The organism is Kordia sp. (assembly GCF_965283645.1).
In the GTDB taxonomy this organism is placed as follows: Bacteria; Bacteroidota; Bacteroidia; order Flavobacteriales; family Flavobacteriaceae; genus Kordia.
The window spans coordinates 5,387,742-5,408,242 of the sequence record NZ_CBDIPG010000001.1; the positions used below are offsets into that span (position 1 = coordinate 5,387,742).

Annotated in this window: 16 protein-coding genes; 2 read left to right on the forward strand and 14 right to left on the reverse strand. The window is 32.9% G+C overall.

Annotated elements, in window-relative coordinates; all coding sequences use genetic code 11:
- Positions 1-84: 84 nt before the first annotated feature.
- On the reverse strand, positions 85-987 hold the full coding sequence (locus tag ACQ654_RS23700) for an IS982 family transposase (RefSeq protein WP_430409500.1): 903 nt from the start codon (positions 985-987) through the stop codon (positions 85-87).
- 234 nt (positions 988-1,221) lie between these two features.
- On the opposite strand from ACQ654_RS23700, the gene ACQ654_RS23705 reads away from it, so the two are divergent.
- Positions 1,222-1,371: a hypothetical protein gene (locus tag ACQ654_RS23705; protein WP_430412822.1), complete on the forward strand. Its 150-nt coding sequence runs from the start codon at positions 1,222-1,224 to the stop codon at positions 1,369-1,371.
- 80 nt (positions 1,372-1,451) lie between these two features.
- On the opposite strand, the gene ACQ654_RS23710 is transcribed toward ACQ654_RS23705, so the two are convergent.
- From ACQ654_RS23710 to ACQ654_RS23720, 3 genes are all read right to left on the reverse strand, one after another.
- Positions 1,452-3,017, reverse strand: coding sequence for a M28 family metallopeptidase (locus ACQ654_RS23710; RefSeq protein WP_430412823.1), 1,566 nt, complete (start codon positions 3,015-3,017; stop codon positions 1,452-1,454).
- A 228-nt stretch (positions 3,018-3,245) separates the two neighbouring features.
- Positions 3,246-3,569: a hypothetical protein gene (locus ACQ654_RS23715; protein WP_430412824.1), complete on the reverse strand. Its 324-nt coding sequence runs from the start codon at positions 3,567-3,569 to the stop codon at positions 3,246-3,248.
- 24 nt (positions 3,570-3,593) lie between these two features.
- A complete protein-coding gene (locus ACQ654_RS23720; protein WP_430412825.1) occupies positions 3,594-4,373 on the reverse strand; it encodes a DUF3108 domain-containing protein in 780 nt (259 codons plus the stop codon).
- A 108-nt stretch (positions 4,374-4,481) separates the two neighbouring features.
- On the opposite strand from ACQ654_RS23720, the gene ACQ654_RS23725 reads away from it, so the two are divergent.
- Positions 4,482-5,060 (forward strand): hypothetical protein, encoded by a 579-nt coding sequence (locus tag ACQ654_RS23725; RefSeq protein ID WP_430412826.1) that lies wholly within the window; start codon positions 4,482-4,484, stop codon positions 5,058-5,060.
- Positions 5,061-5,139: 79 nt separating this feature from the next.
- On the opposite strand, the gene ACQ654_RS23730 is transcribed toward ACQ654_RS23725, so the two are convergent.
- The 10 genes from ACQ654_RS23730 to ACQ654_RS23775 all read right to left on the reverse strand — a co-directional run bounded on the left by ACQ654_RS23730 (position 5,140) and on the right by ACQ654_RS23775 (position 20,499).
- On the reverse strand, positions 5,140-5,514 hold the full coding sequence (locus ACQ654_RS23730; RefSeq protein WP_430412827.1) for a DUF423 domain-containing protein: 375 nt from the start codon (positions 5,512-5,514) through the stop codon (positions 5,140-5,142).
- A gap of 19 nt (positions 5,515-5,533) precedes the next feature.
- Positions 5,534-5,929, reverse strand: coding sequence for a heavy-metal-associated domain-containing protein (locus ACQ654_RS23735; RefSeq protein ID WP_430412828.1), 396 nt, complete (start codon positions 5,927-5,929; stop codon positions 5,534-5,536).
- A gap of 82 nt (positions 5,930-6,011) precedes the next feature.
- The gene (locus tag ACQ654_RS23740; protein WP_430412829.1) at positions 6,012-7,718 is read right to left on the reverse strand and encodes an efflux RND transporter periplasmic adaptor subunit; all 1,707 of its coding nucleotides are present in this window, start codon (positions 7,716-7,718) and stop codon (positions 6,012-6,014) included.
- Between the two features lie 95 nt (positions 7,719-7,813).
- The gene (locus tag ACQ654_RS23745; RefSeq protein ID WP_430412830.1) at positions 7,814-8,533 is read right to left on the reverse strand and encodes a heavy-metal-associated domain-containing protein; all 720 of its coding nucleotides are present in this window, start codon (positions 8,531-8,533) and stop codon (positions 7,814-7,816) included.
- 99 nt (positions 8,534-8,632) lie between these two features.
- Positions 8,633-10,231 carry a recombinase family protein gene (locus ACQ654_RS23750; protein ID WP_430412831.1) on the reverse strand — a complete coding sequence of 533 codons (1,599 nt, stop codon included), beginning with the start codon at positions 10,229-10,231 and terminating at the stop codon, positions 8,633-8,635.
- Between the two features lie 2,184 nt (positions 10,232-12,415).
- The gene (tnpC, locus tag ACQ654_RS23755; protein WP_430412832.1) at positions 12,416-13,903 is read right to left on the reverse strand and encodes an IS66 family transposase; all 1,488 of its coding nucleotides are present in this window, start codon (positions 13,901-13,903) and stop codon (positions 12,416-12,418) included.
- 49 nt (positions 13,904-13,952) lie between these two features.
- Positions 13,953-14,306 (reverse strand): IS66 family insertion sequence element accessory protein TnpB, encoded by a 354-nt coding sequence (gene tnpB / locus ACQ654_RS23760; RefSeq protein WP_430409483.1) that lies wholly within the window; start codon positions 14,304-14,306, stop codon positions 13,953-13,955.
- On the reverse strand, positions 14,294-14,626 hold the full coding sequence (gene tnpA / locus ACQ654_RS23765; RefSeq protein WP_430409484.1) for an IS66 family insertion sequence element accessory protein TnpA: 333 nt from the start codon (positions 14,624-14,626) through the stop codon (positions 14,294-14,296). The genes tnpB and tnpA overlap by 13 nt, the downstream gene beginning before the upstream one ends.
- A gap of 300 nt (positions 14,627-14,926) precedes the next feature.
- Positions 14,927-15,337 carry a hypothetical protein gene (locus ACQ654_RS23770; protein ID WP_430412833.1) on the reverse strand — a complete coding sequence of 137 codons (411 nt, stop codon included), beginning with the start codon at positions 15,335-15,337 and terminating at the stop codon, positions 14,927-14,929.
- Positions 15,331-20,499: a DUF6443 domain-containing protein gene (locus ACQ654_RS23775; protein WP_430412834.1), complete on the reverse strand. Its 5,169-nt coding sequence runs from the start codon at positions 20,497-20,499 to the stop codon at positions 15,331-15,333. Before ACQ654_RS23775 ends, ACQ654_RS23770 begins: the two co-directional genes overlap by 7 nt.
- Positions 20,500-20,501 lie beyond the last annotated feature (2 nt).

The window sequence follows — 20,501 nt, forward strand, 5'->3', positions numbered from 1 at the left end:
AAATGATTTGCATCAAAGTTAATTGGAAGATTGGGTTTAAAATAGCGTATAAATACCTTATTTAACGTGAGTTCGATATAACTTTTAGAATAGAATGAGTTGTTTAGTGTCTACCAGATCCTTTTTCAATGATGGTTTTTTCTCTGTAAAATTATACGCTATTAGTGCAGAAAAGATATTAGTAAAATAATTAACTGGACTTCTATGTCTTGAATGTTCTACTTGAAAAATATTCTTTAATTGATCAAAAATAGTTTCAATAATCGCTCTTTTTCTTAAATGATATGCATCCATTAATGGTGTGACACATTTAGTTTTCATATTTCTTTTGAGCTTTGTTACAAGATGAATTCCGTTAGAAAATAAATTCGTAAATAGCTCTTTAGATAGATAGCCTTTATCTCCAAATAATTTACCAAATAACTTTTTCAAAAAAGAAGCTGTTTTTAATGGTTTTCGATCATCAACATTTCCCTTAGTCAGCATAAAATCTATGATTCCTCCACAATCATTAGTTACAATGTGGAGTTTAAACCCATAAAACCAACCCAAAGAACAATGACCTCTTTCTGCTAATTTTTTAAAAGTTTTGTGGCCGTTAATTCGTCTGTTATGACAAACTCTAAGTGGTGTAGAATCTATAAAACTAATTCCATTACATTTAGCCAAACCAAGTGTTTTTAAGTAAATAGCTAACGGCATAAAACTTTGTTGTTTTAATTCAACCATTCTGTTATAACTTACCAAATCAGGAAAGTCCTTTTTAAGATACTTGCATACATATCCTATATAGAATTTTTTGAAATTCCTAAAGCCAGAAAGATGGAACAGCACCTCAATTGTCATTACTTCTGCTAAAGACATTTTACTTTTTCTAAATCGTTTTTTACCATTATCCAATAAACTTTTTTGCCAAAAAGGAACAAAATCTTTGCAAAAATCATCAAATGAACAGAAAATTTGTGTAATTTTAGTATCAGAAATCATAAGCAGATGTTTAGATAATGAATTGAAATTCAACACTTTAATTTACTAAATATTCTGCTTTTTTTATGTTAATTAATTGACTTTTTATATCGAACTCACGTTATTTACAGATTTTAATATGCGATTTTTTGAGATAGAAAAGTAAACTTAGAGTTTTATGTATTGGAAGTTTGGGTAACACAATTATAGAAAGTACACTTCTAAAAGTATATTATAACTTAAATCAAATACATTATGAAAAAACAGAAAATCAACAAATTAGCAATTAAGAAACAAAGCATTGTATCATTGAATAGTATTTACGGTGGTGCTTTGCCAACAACACAACAATCAACAGTTGTTAAGTATACCAAAGAAGGCATCCTTTGTAATTTAAAACTTTAATAAGTTTTTTGTGTAAAAAAAGATAGCTTCCAATACTATATAGTATTGGAAGCTTTTTTGTTTTATATCTATTGTATAGTTTATTTTGTTTCTGTTGCCTTGTCAACAATCACTTTGTTTTCTCTATTTGCCAATTCCCATGCGGTGTAAAATACCAAACGAGCACGATTTGTTAATAAATCGTAATTGATTTTATCTGGCGTATCCGTTGGCTTGTGATAATCGTCGTGTGTTCCGTTGAAATAGAATATTACAGGAATGTTATTTTTTGCAAAATTGTAGTGATCTGAACGGTAATAGTAACGATTTTTATCGTTTTTATCATTAAACGTATAGTCTAATTCAATGTTTGTATATTTTTTGTTGGCAGCTTCTGAAATTTCGTGTAATTCAGTACTTAACTTGTCTGATCCGATAAGATATACATAGTTACGATCACCTTTTGTACGTTTTGGATCAATACGTCCAATCATGTCAATATTTAGGTTTGTAACCGTATTTTCTAATGGAAAAATTGGATCGTGATCTGTGTAATATCGTGAACCTAACAACCCTTTTTCTTCTCCTGTAACGTGTAAAAATACAATAGAACGTTTTGGACCATTTCCTTCCGCTTTTGCTTTTTTGAATGCTTCTGCAATTTCAAGAATTGCTACAGTACCAGATCCGTCATCATCAGCGCCATTGTATACTTTTCCATTTTTAATACCTTCATGATCTAGGTGTGCTGAAATGATTATGTATTCTTCTGGTTTTTCGTCACCTTTAATAATTGCGGCAACATTTTCAGAGTTAATTTCCTCAATTTCATCAGCAATAGTAAGTTTTGCATTTACGGCAATCGTTTTTGCTGTAGCATCATTTAAAATAGTAGAATTGATCGCTTTTGCCAAATCTGTATTCACAAAATAATAGAAAAATTCGTTTGTATCAGGAGTTCTTAACTTCATTCGACTACTATTTTTTACATACTGAAATTGCGACTTTATACGTGTATAATCGTCTTCAACATAAAAGAAAACTCCTTTCACTTTATTTTCTCTAGCAGCATTTATTTTGGCAGACATTTCTTGGCGTAAGTAAGCAGACCATTTTGTTGCTTCTTCAGTTCCAGAAATAATATACGTTCCGTCAGCATTTGTGGGTTCACCAAGCTTGATCATAACCACTTTGCCTTCTAAATTTTTTCCTTTGTAATCAGAATATTTTTCATCATCAATTCCATATCCAATATATTCAATCTCAAATATATTTTTTACACCTTTCGGATTTGATGCGTATGTTAAAAACTGATCTTCAAACGGATAGTCTTTTCCATTAATTGTTAATTCAGATTTTAAATTGCTTCCTTTTTGCAATGGAACATTATGAAAATAGTTTCCATCTTTTTTTGCCGCTGGAATATTAAGATTTTTATATTCATCTCTTAAATATGCAACAGCTTTCTTTTGCCCTGGATCTCCCGTATTTCTTCCTTCAAATTCGTCAGAAGCATACGTATACAAATGCGTTTTTAATTCCGCTTCTGTAATAGTTTCTCCATAAGGTATTGGATCAAGATTTTTAGTCATTTTTTTGTCTGCAGCTTTGTAATTTGTACCACATCCAACAACGGCTAAAAGGGCTAAGGATAGTAATTTTTTCATCTATATTTAAGTTTATTAAGTGTATAGTTTACTTAGATAGTTGTCACGAATTGTATATAAAAATGATTTTTCTAACTAAACTAGTTTTTAGGATGCTCAAAAGTACTGAAAACCAATACGTCTTTTAGTTATAGATTTCTTAAAAAAGTGTGAAAACCTTCACTTTTCCGCAAAAAAAAAGTCTATCAGTTATATTTCTGATAGACTTTTGTAAGATTAGTTATAAAATTATTCTATTCCTTCAATACCTTCTATTTCTTGAATATCTTTTTGTTTTTGTTTTTCTTCTTTTTCAACTTGCTCTATATCATCAGCAACTTTATTTTCTTTGAATAGATTCATTGTAGTGATGGCTCCAGCCAAAAAAGACAAAGCAATAATTAGTTTTGGAACGCTTTCACGCATTCCTTTTTTTCTTGAAAGTATCAGTGCAATAGCTCCTAAAATTAGTCCAAGTACCACAGGAATGTATGCAAAACTTTCTATAATAAATGAAAGGAGAAAGCCTAAAACAGCGGCTATACTTCCTAGTATAATACAAAATGTTCTCATGTTTTTATTTTTTGGTTTAGTTGATTAGTTGGCAACACCAACTGCATTTGTTAGTTGTAACATTCCGCTTCCAATTGGAATGGTGAATTTTGCTTGCACAGGAATTTTGTTAGCGTCAGCAGTAAGCCAAAGTGTTCCGGATTTTAAGAAATCGCCAGAAGTAATTACCTCTAGTTTATAGCACTCTTTACTACCTAAGTTTCCTGCGTCTATAGTTTCTTTTCCTACGTATTTAATGGTAACAGGTGTTTCTTTTCTATCAAAAATAACCTTAAATGTTTTTGTATCTCCAATACGAGCATTTGCAATAGGTAAATCACGTAAGTTATACAATGTAGATACTACATCCATTGCTTGATTACTAAAATTGAAATTTGTTTCTTGAACCCAATCCGTTCCGTCACCTCTGCGTTTTGTTTGTGTACTTTTTATCGTATTATTTTTTCGATTGTACACATACTTCATCTTCTTTTTATAACCACCTTCTTCAATATTTCTTCTGTATAAAAAAGGAACTAATGAAGATTTACTTACATACGATTCATATAAATCTCGAATTCTAAAAAAAGCATCAAATTTTTTATAGGTGCTTGCACGACATTTAAAATGATATAATGAGCTATTTGTCGTTTTTACTTCTGAAGTTTCCATGCTCAATTGCGCAAGTTGCGTCATAAAGCCAGACATTTTGTATGATGCTGTAAAAGTTAATACTTCTCCATCTTTAAAAGCCGTTTTTGGTTGTGCATTAGCAGCAAACTGAAACAGGCATGATATTAAAAATAAGCATACGATCTTTTTCATATTCCTTTATTTTATTCTTTATTTATTAGATACTATAACGCTCAGTTAAACACTTATTGTGCCAAACCGATTATTTACATTAAAAATATCTTTTTACATTTTGTAGCTTTGGCAAAAATACATGATTCGAAATTAGTGGAAAAATTTATATACCATAAACGAAACTTTTTTAAAAACACATATTGTGTTTTTACTGCTGTAGATCGCAGTATTTTGGCGGATAAAAAACCAGATTACACAAGTAGATCTGGCAGTCAATATTATTACACAACTGCTGGTGTATATCGTATTTCTTCACATTGGGGAAGAGCCGCTACTTGCAAATGGCGTATACAAACGGATGTTTCAAACGTTAAAAATGGTGCTAAAGTTGGTTTTGCAAAATGGACTAGTTTTTACAAGGATAATGAAGTTGAAAAACTGTATTATATTCAAAAAAGTCGTTTTACACAGAAATACGAATACTTCCATAAAGAAGAACCAAGTTACGCTACAGAATATATTTTACGTACTGCTGTAGATACCAAAAAAGTATTGCGACAGCTTAAAGTAATCACTTCAGAAACCAAATGGGCAAAATACATTCCGCATGATGATTTAGAAGATTTACGCCAATTCTTAATCAACGGATTAATTACGTCTACCAAAACATTGCAAGAGCTGAAACGTGCATACAATAGTGATTAGGTGGTATATAAAACTATTCTTTCCTGTCATATTGAGCGCAGTCGAGATGCAATCAAACAAACATTTTTTTATAAAAATCTTACCAAAAAGAAACGCCTAGTAAAATCCAACCGATGACTAATAATAAGCCGCCAAGTGGCGTAATTGGACCTAAAAAACGAAGCTTCTTTCCTTTAGCACTGCTAATACACAATCCGTAGATACTGAAAGAAAACAGAAATACGCCCAAAATAAAACACCAAGCAATTGCTGTTTGTAAAGTTTCAGTAAATGAAAATTGAAAACCGACCACCAACAATACAATAGCGTGATACATTTGGTATTTTACGCCAGTTTCAAAGCTTTTTAATAACTCTTCTGAAAATGTTTTCTTTAGCGCATGCGCACCAAAAGCACCAAAAATAATTCCCAATGCGCCATACAAAGCCGCAATTAATAATACATATTTTGTCATGGCACAAAGGTAAAATATATTACTGATTCATAGGCATATTTGCATCAAACTTACAACACTTTGGTAAGTTTTTATAAGCAACTTTGTCGCCAGTAGCTTGGTCAGTATCATAGCCAGCGGCAGCAATAGCCTTGTGAAATTCTTTTTCCTTTACTTTAGCTTCATCATATGTAATCGTAATACTTTTCTTTTTTACATCCCAAGTTGCCGCTGTAACACCGTCTACACTTTTGGCCGCTTTTTCAATTGTTGTTTTACACATGCCACAATTTCCACGTACACCAAAGTTTGCCACGGATAATTCTCTTCCTTCTACCGTAGTAGTTGGAACTTCTTTTTCTGTTTTAGCTTCGTTTTTACAGCTAATTACTGTTAATGATATAATTGCGATTACACTTAAAATTACTTTCTTCATATTTTCTCTGTTTATTTATTTTTTCTCAATTCTTTGTTTATTTACTCTTTCTCAATTCGTTTATTTCAAATCCACCTAACATCTAATCCGCAGAACCCAACACTTTCATTACACTTCCGCAGGTAAGCATTGCGTCACCAAAATACGGATTTCTGATGATTTTTTCGGTACTTAACCAATATGCGCCTTTGTCATTGCCTGCCATTGGGCAAAATTGCACTACAAGTTGTTGATCGAAGGATTTTAAGTTTTCAGCAATTGCAATCATATGATCAGAAATGATTTGAAAACTCTTGCGTTGCACTTCAATTGAAGTATCTTTATTTATACGTTTCGAAGTCTTATGCATCACTGACCAATATGCGTTTAATTTTTCTCGTTGCGAACCCGTAAGTTGCTCCAAAGCGTTTCGGAAAGCTTCACTTTTTGCTGCGGTTAAAGTTGCATCACTTTTTACAAATGCATCTTTTAGCTCAATATATGCGTTCATAGTTGATTGAAACATCTTTTCAAATGCAGCATCAAACTCCATCTTTTTAGTAAGGTTTACTTTCGTAGAATTTTTACTTGGCGAATGCATCATTGATTTTTTTCCTTGTAACTGCGCCGCGGCATCTACTGTAAATGCTCCGTTTGTCACAATTTGATCTTCCGCAGAAAGTCCAGAAAGTACTTCATAACGATCAGAAGTAGCATTTCCAAGTGTAACTTCTCTAGCTTCAAAAACAGGTTCGTTAGCTGAAGTTTTTACATATACAATAGATCGTTTTCCTGTCCATAGTATTGCAGATTTCGGAATGGTTAGCGTTGTATTTTTTGTCGTTTTGTTTGCCAACGTTCCAGTGACAAACATGCCAGGTTTTAATTGTTTATCACGATTGTTCAATTCAACTTTTACGGCAACGGTTCGTGTGGCGGTATTCAATACAGGATCAATAAAGGTAATTTTAGCCGAAATTTCCGCATTAGGGTTCGCGTTGGTTGTAATGCTAATATTGTCACCTTTTTTCAAACTTGATAACTGTTGTTCGTACGCATCAAAACTAGCCCAAACGGTCGTTAAGTTTGATACTTTAAACAATGCGCCGCCTTCCATCACATGATTTCCTTCTGCTACCATTTTTTCTGTAACCACACCAGAAACACTTGCATAAATCGGAAATTTTGAAGAAACCTTTTTTAAAGTTTCGATTTGTTGAATTTGTGCTTCGGAGAGTTTCCATAATTTCAACTTATTCCGAACAGCTTTGTACAAGGCAGGTTGCGATTCTTTCATGCGCATTGCTGTAATCAATTCTTGTTGTGTTGTAACCAATTCCGGTGAATAAATCAAGGCAATTCGTTGTCCTTTGCGAACTTCTTCACCAGTAACATTTACATATAATTTTTCAATACGTCCACCAAAATGCGCGGTTTGTATTGCGTTTGTTTTTTCGTTTGCTTCAATAGTTCCTGTGAGTTGTAATCCTGCACTTTCAGAGTTTCCTTCGGCAACCGTGGATGTTTCAATATTTGCCAAGGTAAGTGCGTTTTCCGTCATGCGAAACTGATCAGAAGACAATTCCGTCGTACTTGTTTGTGCAGGAATCAAATCCATGCCGCAAATAGGACAATCGCCAGCTTCGGGTTGTAGAATCTGCGGATGCATCGAGCAAGTCCACAAACTAGCAGTTTCTGCAGTTGCATCTTCTGCATGTGAATGATCGTGCGTTTTTTCTCCCGAAAGGGCAAACTTTCCAATCACAATTCCCACAATAAGTATAACGATATATATGATATATTTTTTCATCTGTATATTTTTTATGTTCTAAATTTTGTCAGATGGAATTCGCCAGCAATCATATCAATTGGTATCAACAGATTGTCATGGCTCATTTCATAATCTTACGCGTGTAAATTAAATAACATCCAAACAGCCATGACGAGCATAATGCTGTTTTCAATAAAAGTAGCTTTGGTCATAGGAAGCTTTAAGGCAGTTCCTAAACACGCACATTGAATCGTTTTTTTGTCAAACAATGCTTTCGTGACGCCAAGCGTTGTAATTCCTAAAACAATAATTGTTACAATTAATGCAATCGGAATTTGATATCTGAATAAAAATAGCAATCCAAGTACAACTTCTATAAACGGATATATCCATGCGTATATAGGAAGTTGCTTGGCTAACGGATCGTACATTTGAAATGATTTTGGAAATCCTGTATAATCTAAAAATTTGAAAAAGCTAAATACAATATAAAATAAGCCCATAAAATCGAGCATGAATTCTGACGTTTCCCAATTGTTGAAATTCTTTAAAATACTTGCTGTTGTAATGTAAAAGAAGATTAAAAACAGCGGAAATAGCTGTTGTAAATCGCTTTTTTCAACGGTTGTTGCTTGCTCAAAAATGTTCGTAACCTGATCCTTAATTGTATATTTTTCGGGCAATGCAGTTTGTAACGATTGCAAATCGAGTGGAGTAGAAGCTTCAATACTAACTTCTGAACGTTCTAAATTCACAGTTGCAGAAGTTACATCGTCCAAATCATTTAAGAGATGTTCAACTTTAGCTTTGCAACCACTGCATGTCATTCCTGTAACTATATATTTCTTTTTCATTTGTATTATTTTTTATGATGATTTTCTTTGCTTACCCAAAGAAAACGAACCAAAAGAAAGGGTACTTTTATGAGGTATTTTTAGTTCTTTTGATAAGCACTAAAACCGTAGCATTGATGCTAAATTTCTTCCAAGGCTTACCTTGCGAAACTTTTTCGTTTCCTCTGTATTTTGGGTAGTGTCATTTTCATTGTAACTAATTGATAATGTATTTATTAAATTCAACACAGGGTTCACTTCTAAACTTAGATAACTATCATTTTGGCGATTGTATCGTATACCATTAGGAAACAATAGATTTTGCAATTTCTGCTTCACTACGCAGTTTGACAACTCCCACATATTAGGCAAGTTAGACAATAATTTTATTGAATATTCAACATATAAATCAAACTTAGATTTTTCAATACTGCTATTTTGTATTTCCTTTTCTATTGCTTCATATTCTAACTTTAATTTTTCAGTATGTTTTTTGTAAAGTTCCATATTTATTTCGCCATATACAAAACGCTCTTCTACTTTTTCAGTCTTTTCTTGTAATACCTTTAAATTGTACTTCAAATGTTCTTTAACGTCTTTGTTTGATTCGTTGTAATAATCAAAAGTATATTTCATTTGAAGCTTTAACGGTGCTACAAGCTTTTCATTTATTTGAAAAGCATCTAACAAGTTTTTAAACTTTTCGTTTAGCTTATCAGCTCTACTGTAACCGCTACACCCTTTTGCGTTGCATCTATAATAATTAATCTTGTATATCTTCTCTGTATATCCTGTTATTGGTTTTCCGCATGTATCGCATGTTACGAATCCTTTCATTGGTAAGTTTGGGTTGTTCTTTTTATGTTTGAAACCCGCGCCATTATTTTTTGCGGTGATATTATTTACTTTTAAAAACAATTGCTTTGATACAATTGGCTTGTGATTTCCTTTTACGACTTTACCATCTAGCAAACTGTTTGATATGAGTCCGCAGTATACAGGATTTTTAAACATGATCGTAAGTCGTGGCGGGTTTAGATTAACTCCGTAATTCTTTAAACGTTTTATAATCTCAACATTTGACAAATTTTCGTTTGATTTCCACTCAAATGCCTTGCGAACAAATTTTGCTTTGTCTGAATGAATTAATATAGGGCGGTTCTGTTTATCTCTAGCATTTTTAAAACCTATTGGAGCGTTACCAATGTAGAAACCTTGCAAAAGGCGTTGGCGCATTCCTGTCTTTGTTTTTTCGGTTCGTTGGTCGTTATCGTATTTACTGAATAATAAATTGAGGTTTTGAAAGAATGTCCCCGTTGAGGTTTTGGTATCTATTGGTTGTGTTACCGATATTACATTGATTCCTTTTGCCTGTAATTTTTCAACTGTTGTAATAGCTGTAGAACCCGCACGCGAAAAACGATCTATACTATATACAATGATGTTTGATATTTTTTTCTGACGTACAAAAGCTAACATTTTTTGATACTCTTTTCGGTCGTCATTTTTTGCACTTTCGTTTGTTCCACCAAAATAAGCACTTATTTGAAGTTTGGCACGTTCTGCGTATAGTGTACAATATTCACGTTGTGATTCTAAGCTTGTATTTTCTTTTTGTTTTCCGCTAGAAACTCTCGTGTAAATAACTGCTTTATTATTATTAATAACGGTTTTATTACTTCGCTTTCCAAAGCTTTGAAATTGATTCAGATTTTCCATGATTCGTAACGATGTTATGTGTTAATAATGATAATTCTTTAAGGGTTTGTATGATCTGCTGAGCTTCTTGTATAGACATATCAGCGAAGCCATCGAAGCTTTGTAATTGCTCAACCGAAATCGTTTTTAATTTTGATATGTCTTTTACATTTTTCATTTAAAGGAATTAGCATATAATTACCAACTGTGGCTGTTTTACAGTTAGGTATTATTCCTTTATTTAAAATTGTAGTATTGCTTGAAATCATATTTCAATAGTACAAAGAATCGAAACGAATTCAAAGGTTTCAACTGTAAATTAATAGTTAAAATCTTACAATTATAATTTAAGGAATGTTTATTTCTATTTTTTAGGGGTAGACTTATGTTTTACTTCTTACGTATCTTTTCTATACAGTTTCGTCAAAACACTTTATAAAAAAGTATGTGTACTGTGCTGTAATTGTGAGTACTAATTTTATTTACATAGAATTGATTTTTTTTGATAATTCAAAGGTTTAAAAAAATATCGAGGTATCATTTGTTCACTTTTGTAACTTGAACCTAAAGCCTACAAAACATATTTTATAACTAGATGAAGTCACATGAAAATGCTGTCAGCTAGATTGTTTGAAAAATGACTTTTTAATGAATTTGATTTTTTCACTTCTTTTTTAAGGTTAAACATTCGTTTTAAATACGCTAACTCATTATTTTATGATTGTTACGACTTTAAATTAATTTCAGAAATGCAGGATTCTGTATTTATGATTACAAAGATTTGAAACAAATCCGATATATCATTTGTAAAATTTTGTGTCCGACACACAGATTATAAGAAGAAATTGTAGGACTCTTAAAAAAGAAAGATTTATTCTAATGTAATTGAGGTTAAATTATAGAGTAATTAGTAGAAAATTTGAAAATTATTTTTGATTTAACAAATATTTTCTGATTTCCTGTTTTTGTTTATGGTGTCGTTCATTAAGTGATTGGAAAAGAAGATAAAAATAGTTTCTCTAGTTGTTTTTTAAATTATTTCCGAAAATTTACTCATCATTAAGGGATAAGTAAAAAAATGATAAAAAAAATCAACTTATCATTAAGTGATGAGTTCATAATTTGCTTCTTAAAAAATTACTCATTGCTTAGAAATCAATAAAAAAATGGTGAAAAAGATCAACTTATCATTAAGCGAGAAATTCATAATTTACTTTTAGAAAATCTGCTCACTACTTAGCAATCTGTAGAAAAATCGGACTTATCGTATAGAGATAAGCGGAAATGAAAAAATGAATTCAATTTATTTTTAAGAAAGTACTTTGAAAAAAAATTCGGTTTATAAAATTTTATAAATGATATCACTAATTTCTTCCCAATCTTTGTTTTGTAAATTAGATCCTATTGAAACAGAAGTAAACCACATCTTAAACAAAAAAAGTTTTATGAAATTTAAAGTTTAAAAATGACTAATAAATGACCTTAAAGTTACCAATAAGTGATTCAAGAGTTCCCTGTAAGTTCCCAAAGAGTGATTCAGAAGTGTCCAATGTTTTACCAAAGAATGACTTGAAAAAACAAAAATGACCTAAAAGTTACCAATAAGTGATTCAAGAGTTCCCTATAAGTTCCCAAAGAGTGATTCAGAAGTGTCCAATGTTTTACCAAAGAATGACTTGAAAAAACAAAAATGACCTAAAAGTTACCAAGAAGTGATTCAAGAGTTCCCTATAAGTTCCCAAAGAGTGACTCAGAAGTGAGTTAGAAGTACCCATAAATTACTTAAAAACACCTTTAAAAATTTAGACTGTTGATTACCAGATTATTACGTTCTTTCGATTTGGCAAACTAGTTTGGTGAGTCACTTTAAATTCAAAAACCGTTGAACTCATCGTTGGTATTGTAAAAACGTAAGCATTCGGTCTTCTACGTCTAGGATTAGATGTTGTATTTTACATAAAATGAGTTATGAAAAAACGCAACCCATTAACAAGTAGAAGTTTAAGTGTTCCTAGTTCTTGGGTAAGCATTCGGTCTTCTACGTCTAGGATTAGATGTTGTATTTTACATAAAATGAGTTATGAAAAAACGCAACCCATTAACAAGTAGAAGTTTAAGTGTTCCTAGTTCTTGGATAGGTATCTGATTTTAAAGTATTGTTGGTTTAAGAGAGATTTTATTAAGAAAAAGGTATTTTTTTAACAGTTAAGAAAGCTGTTGTTTCTTCCAATTTTGTGGCAGTAATTCTTCTAATTTATTGGCTTTATGCTCTGGTAATCTTTTAAAGACATCATGCAACCAATGATATGGATTTACATCGTTGATTTTACAAGTAGCAAAGAAAGAATACATCATCGCAGCATTTTGTGCTGCTTTATGATTGCCAGCAAAGAGGTAATTTTTGCGACCTAGGGCTAAAGGGCGTATTGAGTTCTCTATTAGGTTATTATCAATGCAATATACTGGATTATCGATGTAACCAATAAGTGACTCCCATAATTTTAGACTATAAGTAAGTGCCTTTCCTATAGCACTTTTAGGAAGTACTTTAGTGTACTGATCTTGCATCCAAGTGTATAATAAATCTAAAATAGGTTTAGCGCATAATGCTCTATAACGTGTTATCGTTTTCGAGTTTAGATTACGCTCTTTTATTTTTCGTTCTACACTATAGAGTTTTTGGATTTGCTCCAATGCATAACTGGCTCTTGACTTATCATTAGCAAGTGCTTTTTCAAAATATCTTCTAGCATGTGCCATGCATGCTAAGTGTTTTAAGCCATAGTTTTCAATCACTTTTTTATAGGCAGTATATCCATCAGTTTGTAATGTTCCTCTAAACTCTTGTAATAGTACTTCTGGAACTTCTGCTGCTCTACTAGGTGCATATTCAAAAAGTACTAATCCTTCTACTGGAGCATGTAATACCCAATGATAGCCTTTATGAGTACTCCCTTTTTTATGACTGTCTTGTACTTTGATTGTTGATTCATCTGCCTGAAGATAGTCACATTGCAATATTAATTGTTTATGAACTTTATACAATACTTCCAACTGCTGGGACGCTTTAGTAAACCAGCCAGATATGGTTGCTGATGCAATAACAATATCTTGTCTTTTTAATATTTGTAGTTGACGGTAGAAAGGTAAGTGATCAATAAATTTACTGACAAAAATATGCGCTAATAACCCAGCTCCTACATTAGACTTAGGTAAGATTAAGCTTGGTAGCTCCGCAATACTAATTCCTGAGTCCTTTGGTAATGCATATTTAGGACGAACTATTTTTCGAACATACACTTTCTGCGGAGTGTATTCCAATAGTTCTGTGATTTCTTCTCCAATTTTAACACTACCTTCTATGATATTTTCTGGCTCAATAACTTCTTCAACTCTTGGCAAGTGTGGAGCTAATGGTAAACGAACAGGATGTTTCTTCTCTTTGGTTATAGTTTTGCTATAACTCACCTGTTTTTGTTCTGATACTGGAACATCTTCTGAGATTACTTCTGTAAATAATCCAAGTTGATTAGATTCCGATGGAATAAAACGTTCACTCTTAGTGCCAAAAATAAGACGTTTGAGTTCTAGTAGTTGATGCTCTAAATGGGTAACTTTTCCTAGTAGCTCATCATACTTCCTTTTAGGAACATAATCATCAAGATTTATAAGTGTTTCCGTCTGTTTTTCCACGGATTAAAAATACGAAAACTACTTCGATATCACAATGCCTTAAGCTACTTTATACTGCTAATTCGTATCGTTTTTTTCGTTGCAAATTATTAATGAAAACTCCATCTATTAATAATACGAGCTGCGAATAATCTAACCCAATACTTCCAACTTCTGGATCGTAATTTGGCAACTCAAAACGCCCTTGCTCTAATCGCTTATAATACAATACAAATCCTCCGTTTTGCCAATGTAATAACTTGACCTTATCTCTAGCTTTATTGATAAATATGTAAACAGTTCCATTACTAGCTGGAGTCACTAAATCTTTTGCGATTAATCCACATAATCCGTTAAAACTTTTTCGCATATCAGTTGGTTTACTGTATAAATGAAAATCATGATTAATACCTAATCCAAACATGATACTAGTTTCTTTAAGGTTGATAATCCTTCCATGTCTAAAACTGTAGATACTGCTATTTGAACTCCATTAGGATAGAAAATCTGTAATGTTTCTTCCTTGATTTCAGGAGCCATAACCTTCACTGGAATGAAGTTTAAATTAGAAGAATCTTTAACTGAATCTTGCTTCTTTTCTGATTTGTATTTACGTAACCAATAACGATAGGTATAATAATTAAGTTTATGAGCCTTGCAATAGGCGTCTAATTTCATTCCACTACTAGCAAAACCTTCTATTAATGGATACATCTCCGATTTAGTTCTGTGATTTTTTTTCATGATGTAAAACTAAAATCACTTTACCAATGTCACAATATGTAGACTACGGAGTGTTTACTGATGTAAAACTAAAATCACTTTACCAATGTCACAATATGTAGACTACGGAGTGTTTACTGTAATGGATGTCTATAAAACCAAAGCTCCTAATAAAAGTAAAGAGTAATACCAAAAAAATGATATTACTCCTTACTATAAATTTTTAATTCTTATTCAATTCTCTTAACTATTTCATTTTCAATATCTGTTCCTTAAATGGGACACGTTATTTTAAAATAGTCGTAGAGATAGCATGGGACACTAACGTTGCACACCAATCTGTTCCATTACTTTTTCTAACAATAAAATTGTATTCCACAAAGAATTCATTGTAGCTTTATTATAAAGCCAAATTTTTTTTTGACCATCTAGTTTTAGATATTTATAACTCGCGAATAATTTCCCTTTTTTCATAGCATTATTTTGCAAAATATTAGAAAAATCTTTAAGTTCTATTTGATCTTTATCTCCAGACAGAGTAGAAAAGTAGACAAATTTTTTGCCTAAAATAGTGTATATACCATCTTCTCTGTAAATACCCAGCAAAGCTTCTTTATTTTCTTTTTTCAAAAGCTTAACAATTTCTGAGTTTTCATCAACGAAGAATTTACCTGCGTTTTTTTCTAAATTATTACGTTTTATTCTAGCTTTTAGGATATTTGTTTTTACCATAATTCTTTTATTAACATAAAAGGGTAAAAAGGATTCCATCTTTTTGATACATTATATCCTTTATATTTACCTCCCTTATTTATTAAATAATTAAATATTTTTGTAATTCTAGGTTTTGGAACATTTGTTATTACTTCTATTCTTTTAGCTCCATTTGCTTTAAGAGTTTGTTCTACTAACTCTAAAGCTTCATCACTTATTTTTGTAGTAAAACTAATATCAATCTTTGCAACTCCATTTTTTATATGAACAAAAAAATCATATGTCCCTAACTCTTTTACAGCAGCAGCAGCTTCATCACTAAATTTTACCGATCCAGCTACTACATTAACTCCTTCTGAAACTTGTTTAGCTTTATATGTTTTGTATACCCATGCACCTCCTTGAAAAACCTTTGCAAAAGCCCATTCTCCTGCGACAAATAAAAATAACTCTCCAACAGCATCTTGTTTTGCTTTCTCATTCTGAGCAATATCTGCTTCAGTAGGATTGTATGGATCATTCCCATTTAGGTATGCAGTCCTTGATGCACCATTATATGCCATTGCATAAAATTCTCCAGCAGTCATATCTTTTACTGCCTTCTTTTTAGCTTTTTTCTTTTTATCCTTATCTCCAGGACCGCTTCCTGAACTACCACTTGCTGTATAAAGACTTACTGCTGCACCAGAGCTTATCGTATGCCAATTACCTCTACCATCTCTCAACTCTATTCCATTTTGACTATCTGCTCCAGATGGGTCAGCCCAGAATATAGGGTTGTTGTCAAACGCCTGATACGGAGAATATCGGTGATGCGTTACAGGATCAATAACCACCCAACGTGCAATCGCAGGATCGTACTGCCGCATGTCCATTTCGAGTATATTGTTTCCTAACTCATTGCTTTCCTCAATTCCATTGTATCCATAGTTATGATCTCTACCTGTAATTTGGTTATTATATCCTTTATGTTTAAGCCCAAAAGGATAATAATGATTTTCTTCCTTGATCTCAGTTATTGGATCAATTGTTCCATTAGCATCCATGTCTTGATAGGAAAGTCTGATGTTCCCTAAATGATCTTTGTATTGATAGGTGTAATCAAAGTCAACAATTCTGTTTCCTCCACCTTCATTGTCAACTACAGGTTCTATGTAACCTTCTTCACTGTTAAAGAACGTAAGTACCACAGGCGATTGTGCTGAGCCCTTTTTGTAAATGTAGTTTCCTGCATAAAAAGTAGATTGACTACTTGAGAGGCTACTATCAAATACTATTTTCTCTTGCTTCATCCCTGTTGCGTCGTAAATGTACGAAATTGTACTTTTATTATCAAAGGTTATTTGCTCTGGTAAGTTTAAATAGTTGTAACTGATATTTGTAATATCCTTGTTTTTATCTTCAACCATGTTTCCATTGGCATCATAGCTGTAATCATCACCTGTGGTATTTCCATTTTTGAATCCATAATCAATGTTACTTGCATCTGCGACACTCATCAGCTGATTACCAACATAGGAGTAATTCAAATCATCCATTATTCCAAAGACCGTTGCATTGGCATCGGTATGACCTGTTCTGACTAGCTTTTCAATATTTCCATTTAGATCATAATCTACATAATCAAGATTGTAATTCCCTGTATTGTCTTTAGCACTTGTAATTCTGTTCAGTGGATCATAATCATATACATAGTTCTTTAATGAACTGTCTGCTCCTTTGGTTCTCCATAGCGTACTACTGATGTTTCCATTGAATAGTTTCCTGGTCGGATCAGCGATGTCATTGTATTTCAGTGCAAAGCTAAATAGATCGTTTCCTTGATCATTTACATTATTAATGCCTTTGAGCCATCCTCTGATGTTATACGTATAATCAACCTCTTGAAGCTGTTTTTCCAAATCTATCAAGACAAGATCTTGTACTTTTCCTCCAGAAGAGTTTATACAAACATCTCCCACAAGCGGGTTGCCATTATCAGAGAATTCTGAAATATAAAATACTTCTTCATTTTTTAGATAATAGATTTTGTTGTCTCGACGTTCTACTTTTAATACATCTCCTAAAACATAGTTTCCTTTTAGACCTTTGTTAGTACCAGACTCATAAATATTTATATTTCCCCAATAGACATAAATTGCATAATCAATAGAGTTGTAATGATCTGTTCCACTGATATCATCTGATAAACCAGCCATGAGGTAATCTGAGATTTTTACAGGACTGAAACTCACATATCCGTCTCCATTTATGGTGGTATCGGTAACTAGCCCTGCATCCCAAGTACTGGTACTGCCTGCTGTTTTCTCAATGATATTTCCACTTACATTCAAATTAGAGTTTACATGAGTATAGGTGCTGATACTTGGAAGCGATCCGCCAACTTGTTTTTGTACCAGTTGTCCAAGTTCATCATAATTATTCTTTGCAATCAATTCTTTGTTGCCTCCATTGATTTGTTTGGTTTGATATAATAATCGATTGCTTTTGTCATAACTATAATTATCAATAGTAACAATAGGATTGTTCTTTTCTTTGAGATGTGTTGTTTTTTGCGCTAATACTTTACCACTAAAGTCTAATAAACTACTGCTTACATCTTGTGTATGGAGATACTCATTTTTAGAAACACCATGTATGGGTCTTCCCTTTTCATCATAATAAGATTCCGATGTAATCCATTTATCAGTTCCTAACACACGCACTTTACTTCCTGTAGCCAATCCTTTGACATTGGCTGAAAAAGCTTGTCCATAACTAGCATACCCGATATGCATGTCTTCAATAGCGACCTCAGGGTCAAAGAAGGATGCATCTCCTATGAGTACTCCTGTGTACGTTGTAGCAACTGCATGAAAGATTTCATCGTTCTTTTTAAAGAGTATTTGATTTGCTGAACGTTCTACTTTAAAAACATCACCTACCTGATAGGTCGTTGTTGAGAGACTTTCAAATACACCTTCTTGATATAAATAAACACGTTGTAATCCTCCATACCCTGTATAGATGGCATAATCAATGGTGTCGTAATGATCATTTTCAGCTGAATTGATAGCAGAAAGTCCTACCATGAGTTTTTTATCTGTAGAAGTTACTTTGTACTGAATATATCCATCTCCGTAGATATATCCTGCTGTAGTAAAACCTGCATTCCATCCAGTAGAAGCATTTGCTGGTTTTGAGATGGTATTACCTGTAACATCTAAACCACTTTGCGTGTCTAAATTATAATCTGCTTCCAAAGCACTGCCTGCACTCCAAAGGTAATCGTCATAGTAGTTTACCGTAAGCAATTCGATACTATCATCATTTGGATAGTTTGTATTTGAATAATATATAGCTGTTCCATCGATAGTCATAGTCGTTGGACTTGTTGTACGCGATTCATAAAGAGCTGTTCCATCAATTATGACTTGCAGACTTGCTCTACTGCCACTATTGATTACTGTTCCTGTATAAGCTACTCTTCCAAATACATCATATTTGGTAAACAGCCATGTGTTTGCACTTCGTAAGTTGATGTCTTGTGTTAGTACAGGACGATCTAATTTGTCATACACAATGTATTCCCATCCTTTGGCTGGAATTTTCTTTTCAATCAGTCTGTTTCTATGGTCGTATTTGTATTGGTAACATAATTCGTCTAATACTGTTGTGTCAATGCTTGTTTTTATAGAAGCCTCTGGTGGTAATACATAGGTTAAGTTTCCAAAATCATCATAGATGTAATAAGTATCTAGTACTTCTATATAAGTATCTAGTACTTCTATTCCATTATAGGTACGCTTAAGTAGTACTTGTCCTGATTTGTTTTTAAATTCCTCTGTGGTATGATCTGTAGCATATTGCTGATTCGGTTGCCAGTTCTCATCTTTGGTGATCGTTTTAATGAGTTCTCCTGTAGCATATCCGTCTGAATTTGGTACTAATTGAATCGCTTCAGGAGTTTCTAAAGGATGTGTTACATCATATCGTTTTACCGCATCGATTGTATGATCGTTAAAATCATATTCCATCTTAATGGTATGATTAAATTCTAACGACCAATCTTTTCCTGGTGCCGCTGCCTGTGTCACTCGACCTATCTTATCATAGGTATTGGTACTATAGGATGGATAAATGAGTCCTGTTTCTGGAGTGTTATTTATAATGTCATCCAGTAAGTCATCAGGAATATTATCGAGTGCATTTAGCATGCTCAGTCCACCATTAGTGGTGGTAAAACTAGGTACATCTTCTCTATATTTATTGTGATAGAATTGTTGTTGTTCTTTGATTTCCTCATTGATTGCAGGATCAATGTTGGGTGAGCCAACTATTTTATTGGTAAAGCCTCCTCCTTTTTGCGTCCCAACATAGGGTAAAAACTTGGTGTTGGCACGACCAAACTCATCATACGAAATAATTGTTTTGATATCGCGACCATCTTTTGGTGATTGCCCAATAGCTACCTGCATTTGTCCGCGTCCCATACCATCAAAATAGGTAACCTGTGCTATTTTATCTTTCTCTTCCACACTGGCTAGTTCAACCAAATCAAATGGCTGTGTGTAAGCAATAGTATGAACATAGTTTTTATTGTCATTGATTCCTTCAACAGTAGTCACATCTGGACAACCATTGTAATCTCCACCAATAGTTGGGCAATTATCTCCTGCATTGTCTACATAACCAGCTGGTGCACTTCCTGAGCAGGAAAGCATGATTTCTTCAATATTACCAAAGCCGTCGTCATCGATATCTGAATAATACAGGGTTGATTGATTTAATGCGTCATTGCCATCATCACAATCAAGTTGTAGATACGAAAAGTTTTGAAGTACTGCATTTTCTCCAATTAGTACGGCATTTGAATTGCTTGGAGCATCGCATCCTCGAACAATAGATCCTATTATAAAATGATTATCTCCATCACCATCTATTAATATTGCCCAACTACTATTTGGATTAATCAGCGGGTTGGAATCATCACAATCTGTGCTTCCACAAACGAGTTTGTTGAGTTCCTGATATTCTGGTGTAACAATTTCTGAGCCAGTATAGGCGTTTGTCCCTCCAAAACCATCATTGTCCATATCATAATAATAAGCTGTACAAATTGAGGGATCAAGAGATATTTGTGCTCCTGCCGTGGTTATAAAACCACATAACAATACAAGGGTGTATATATATTTTTTCATCT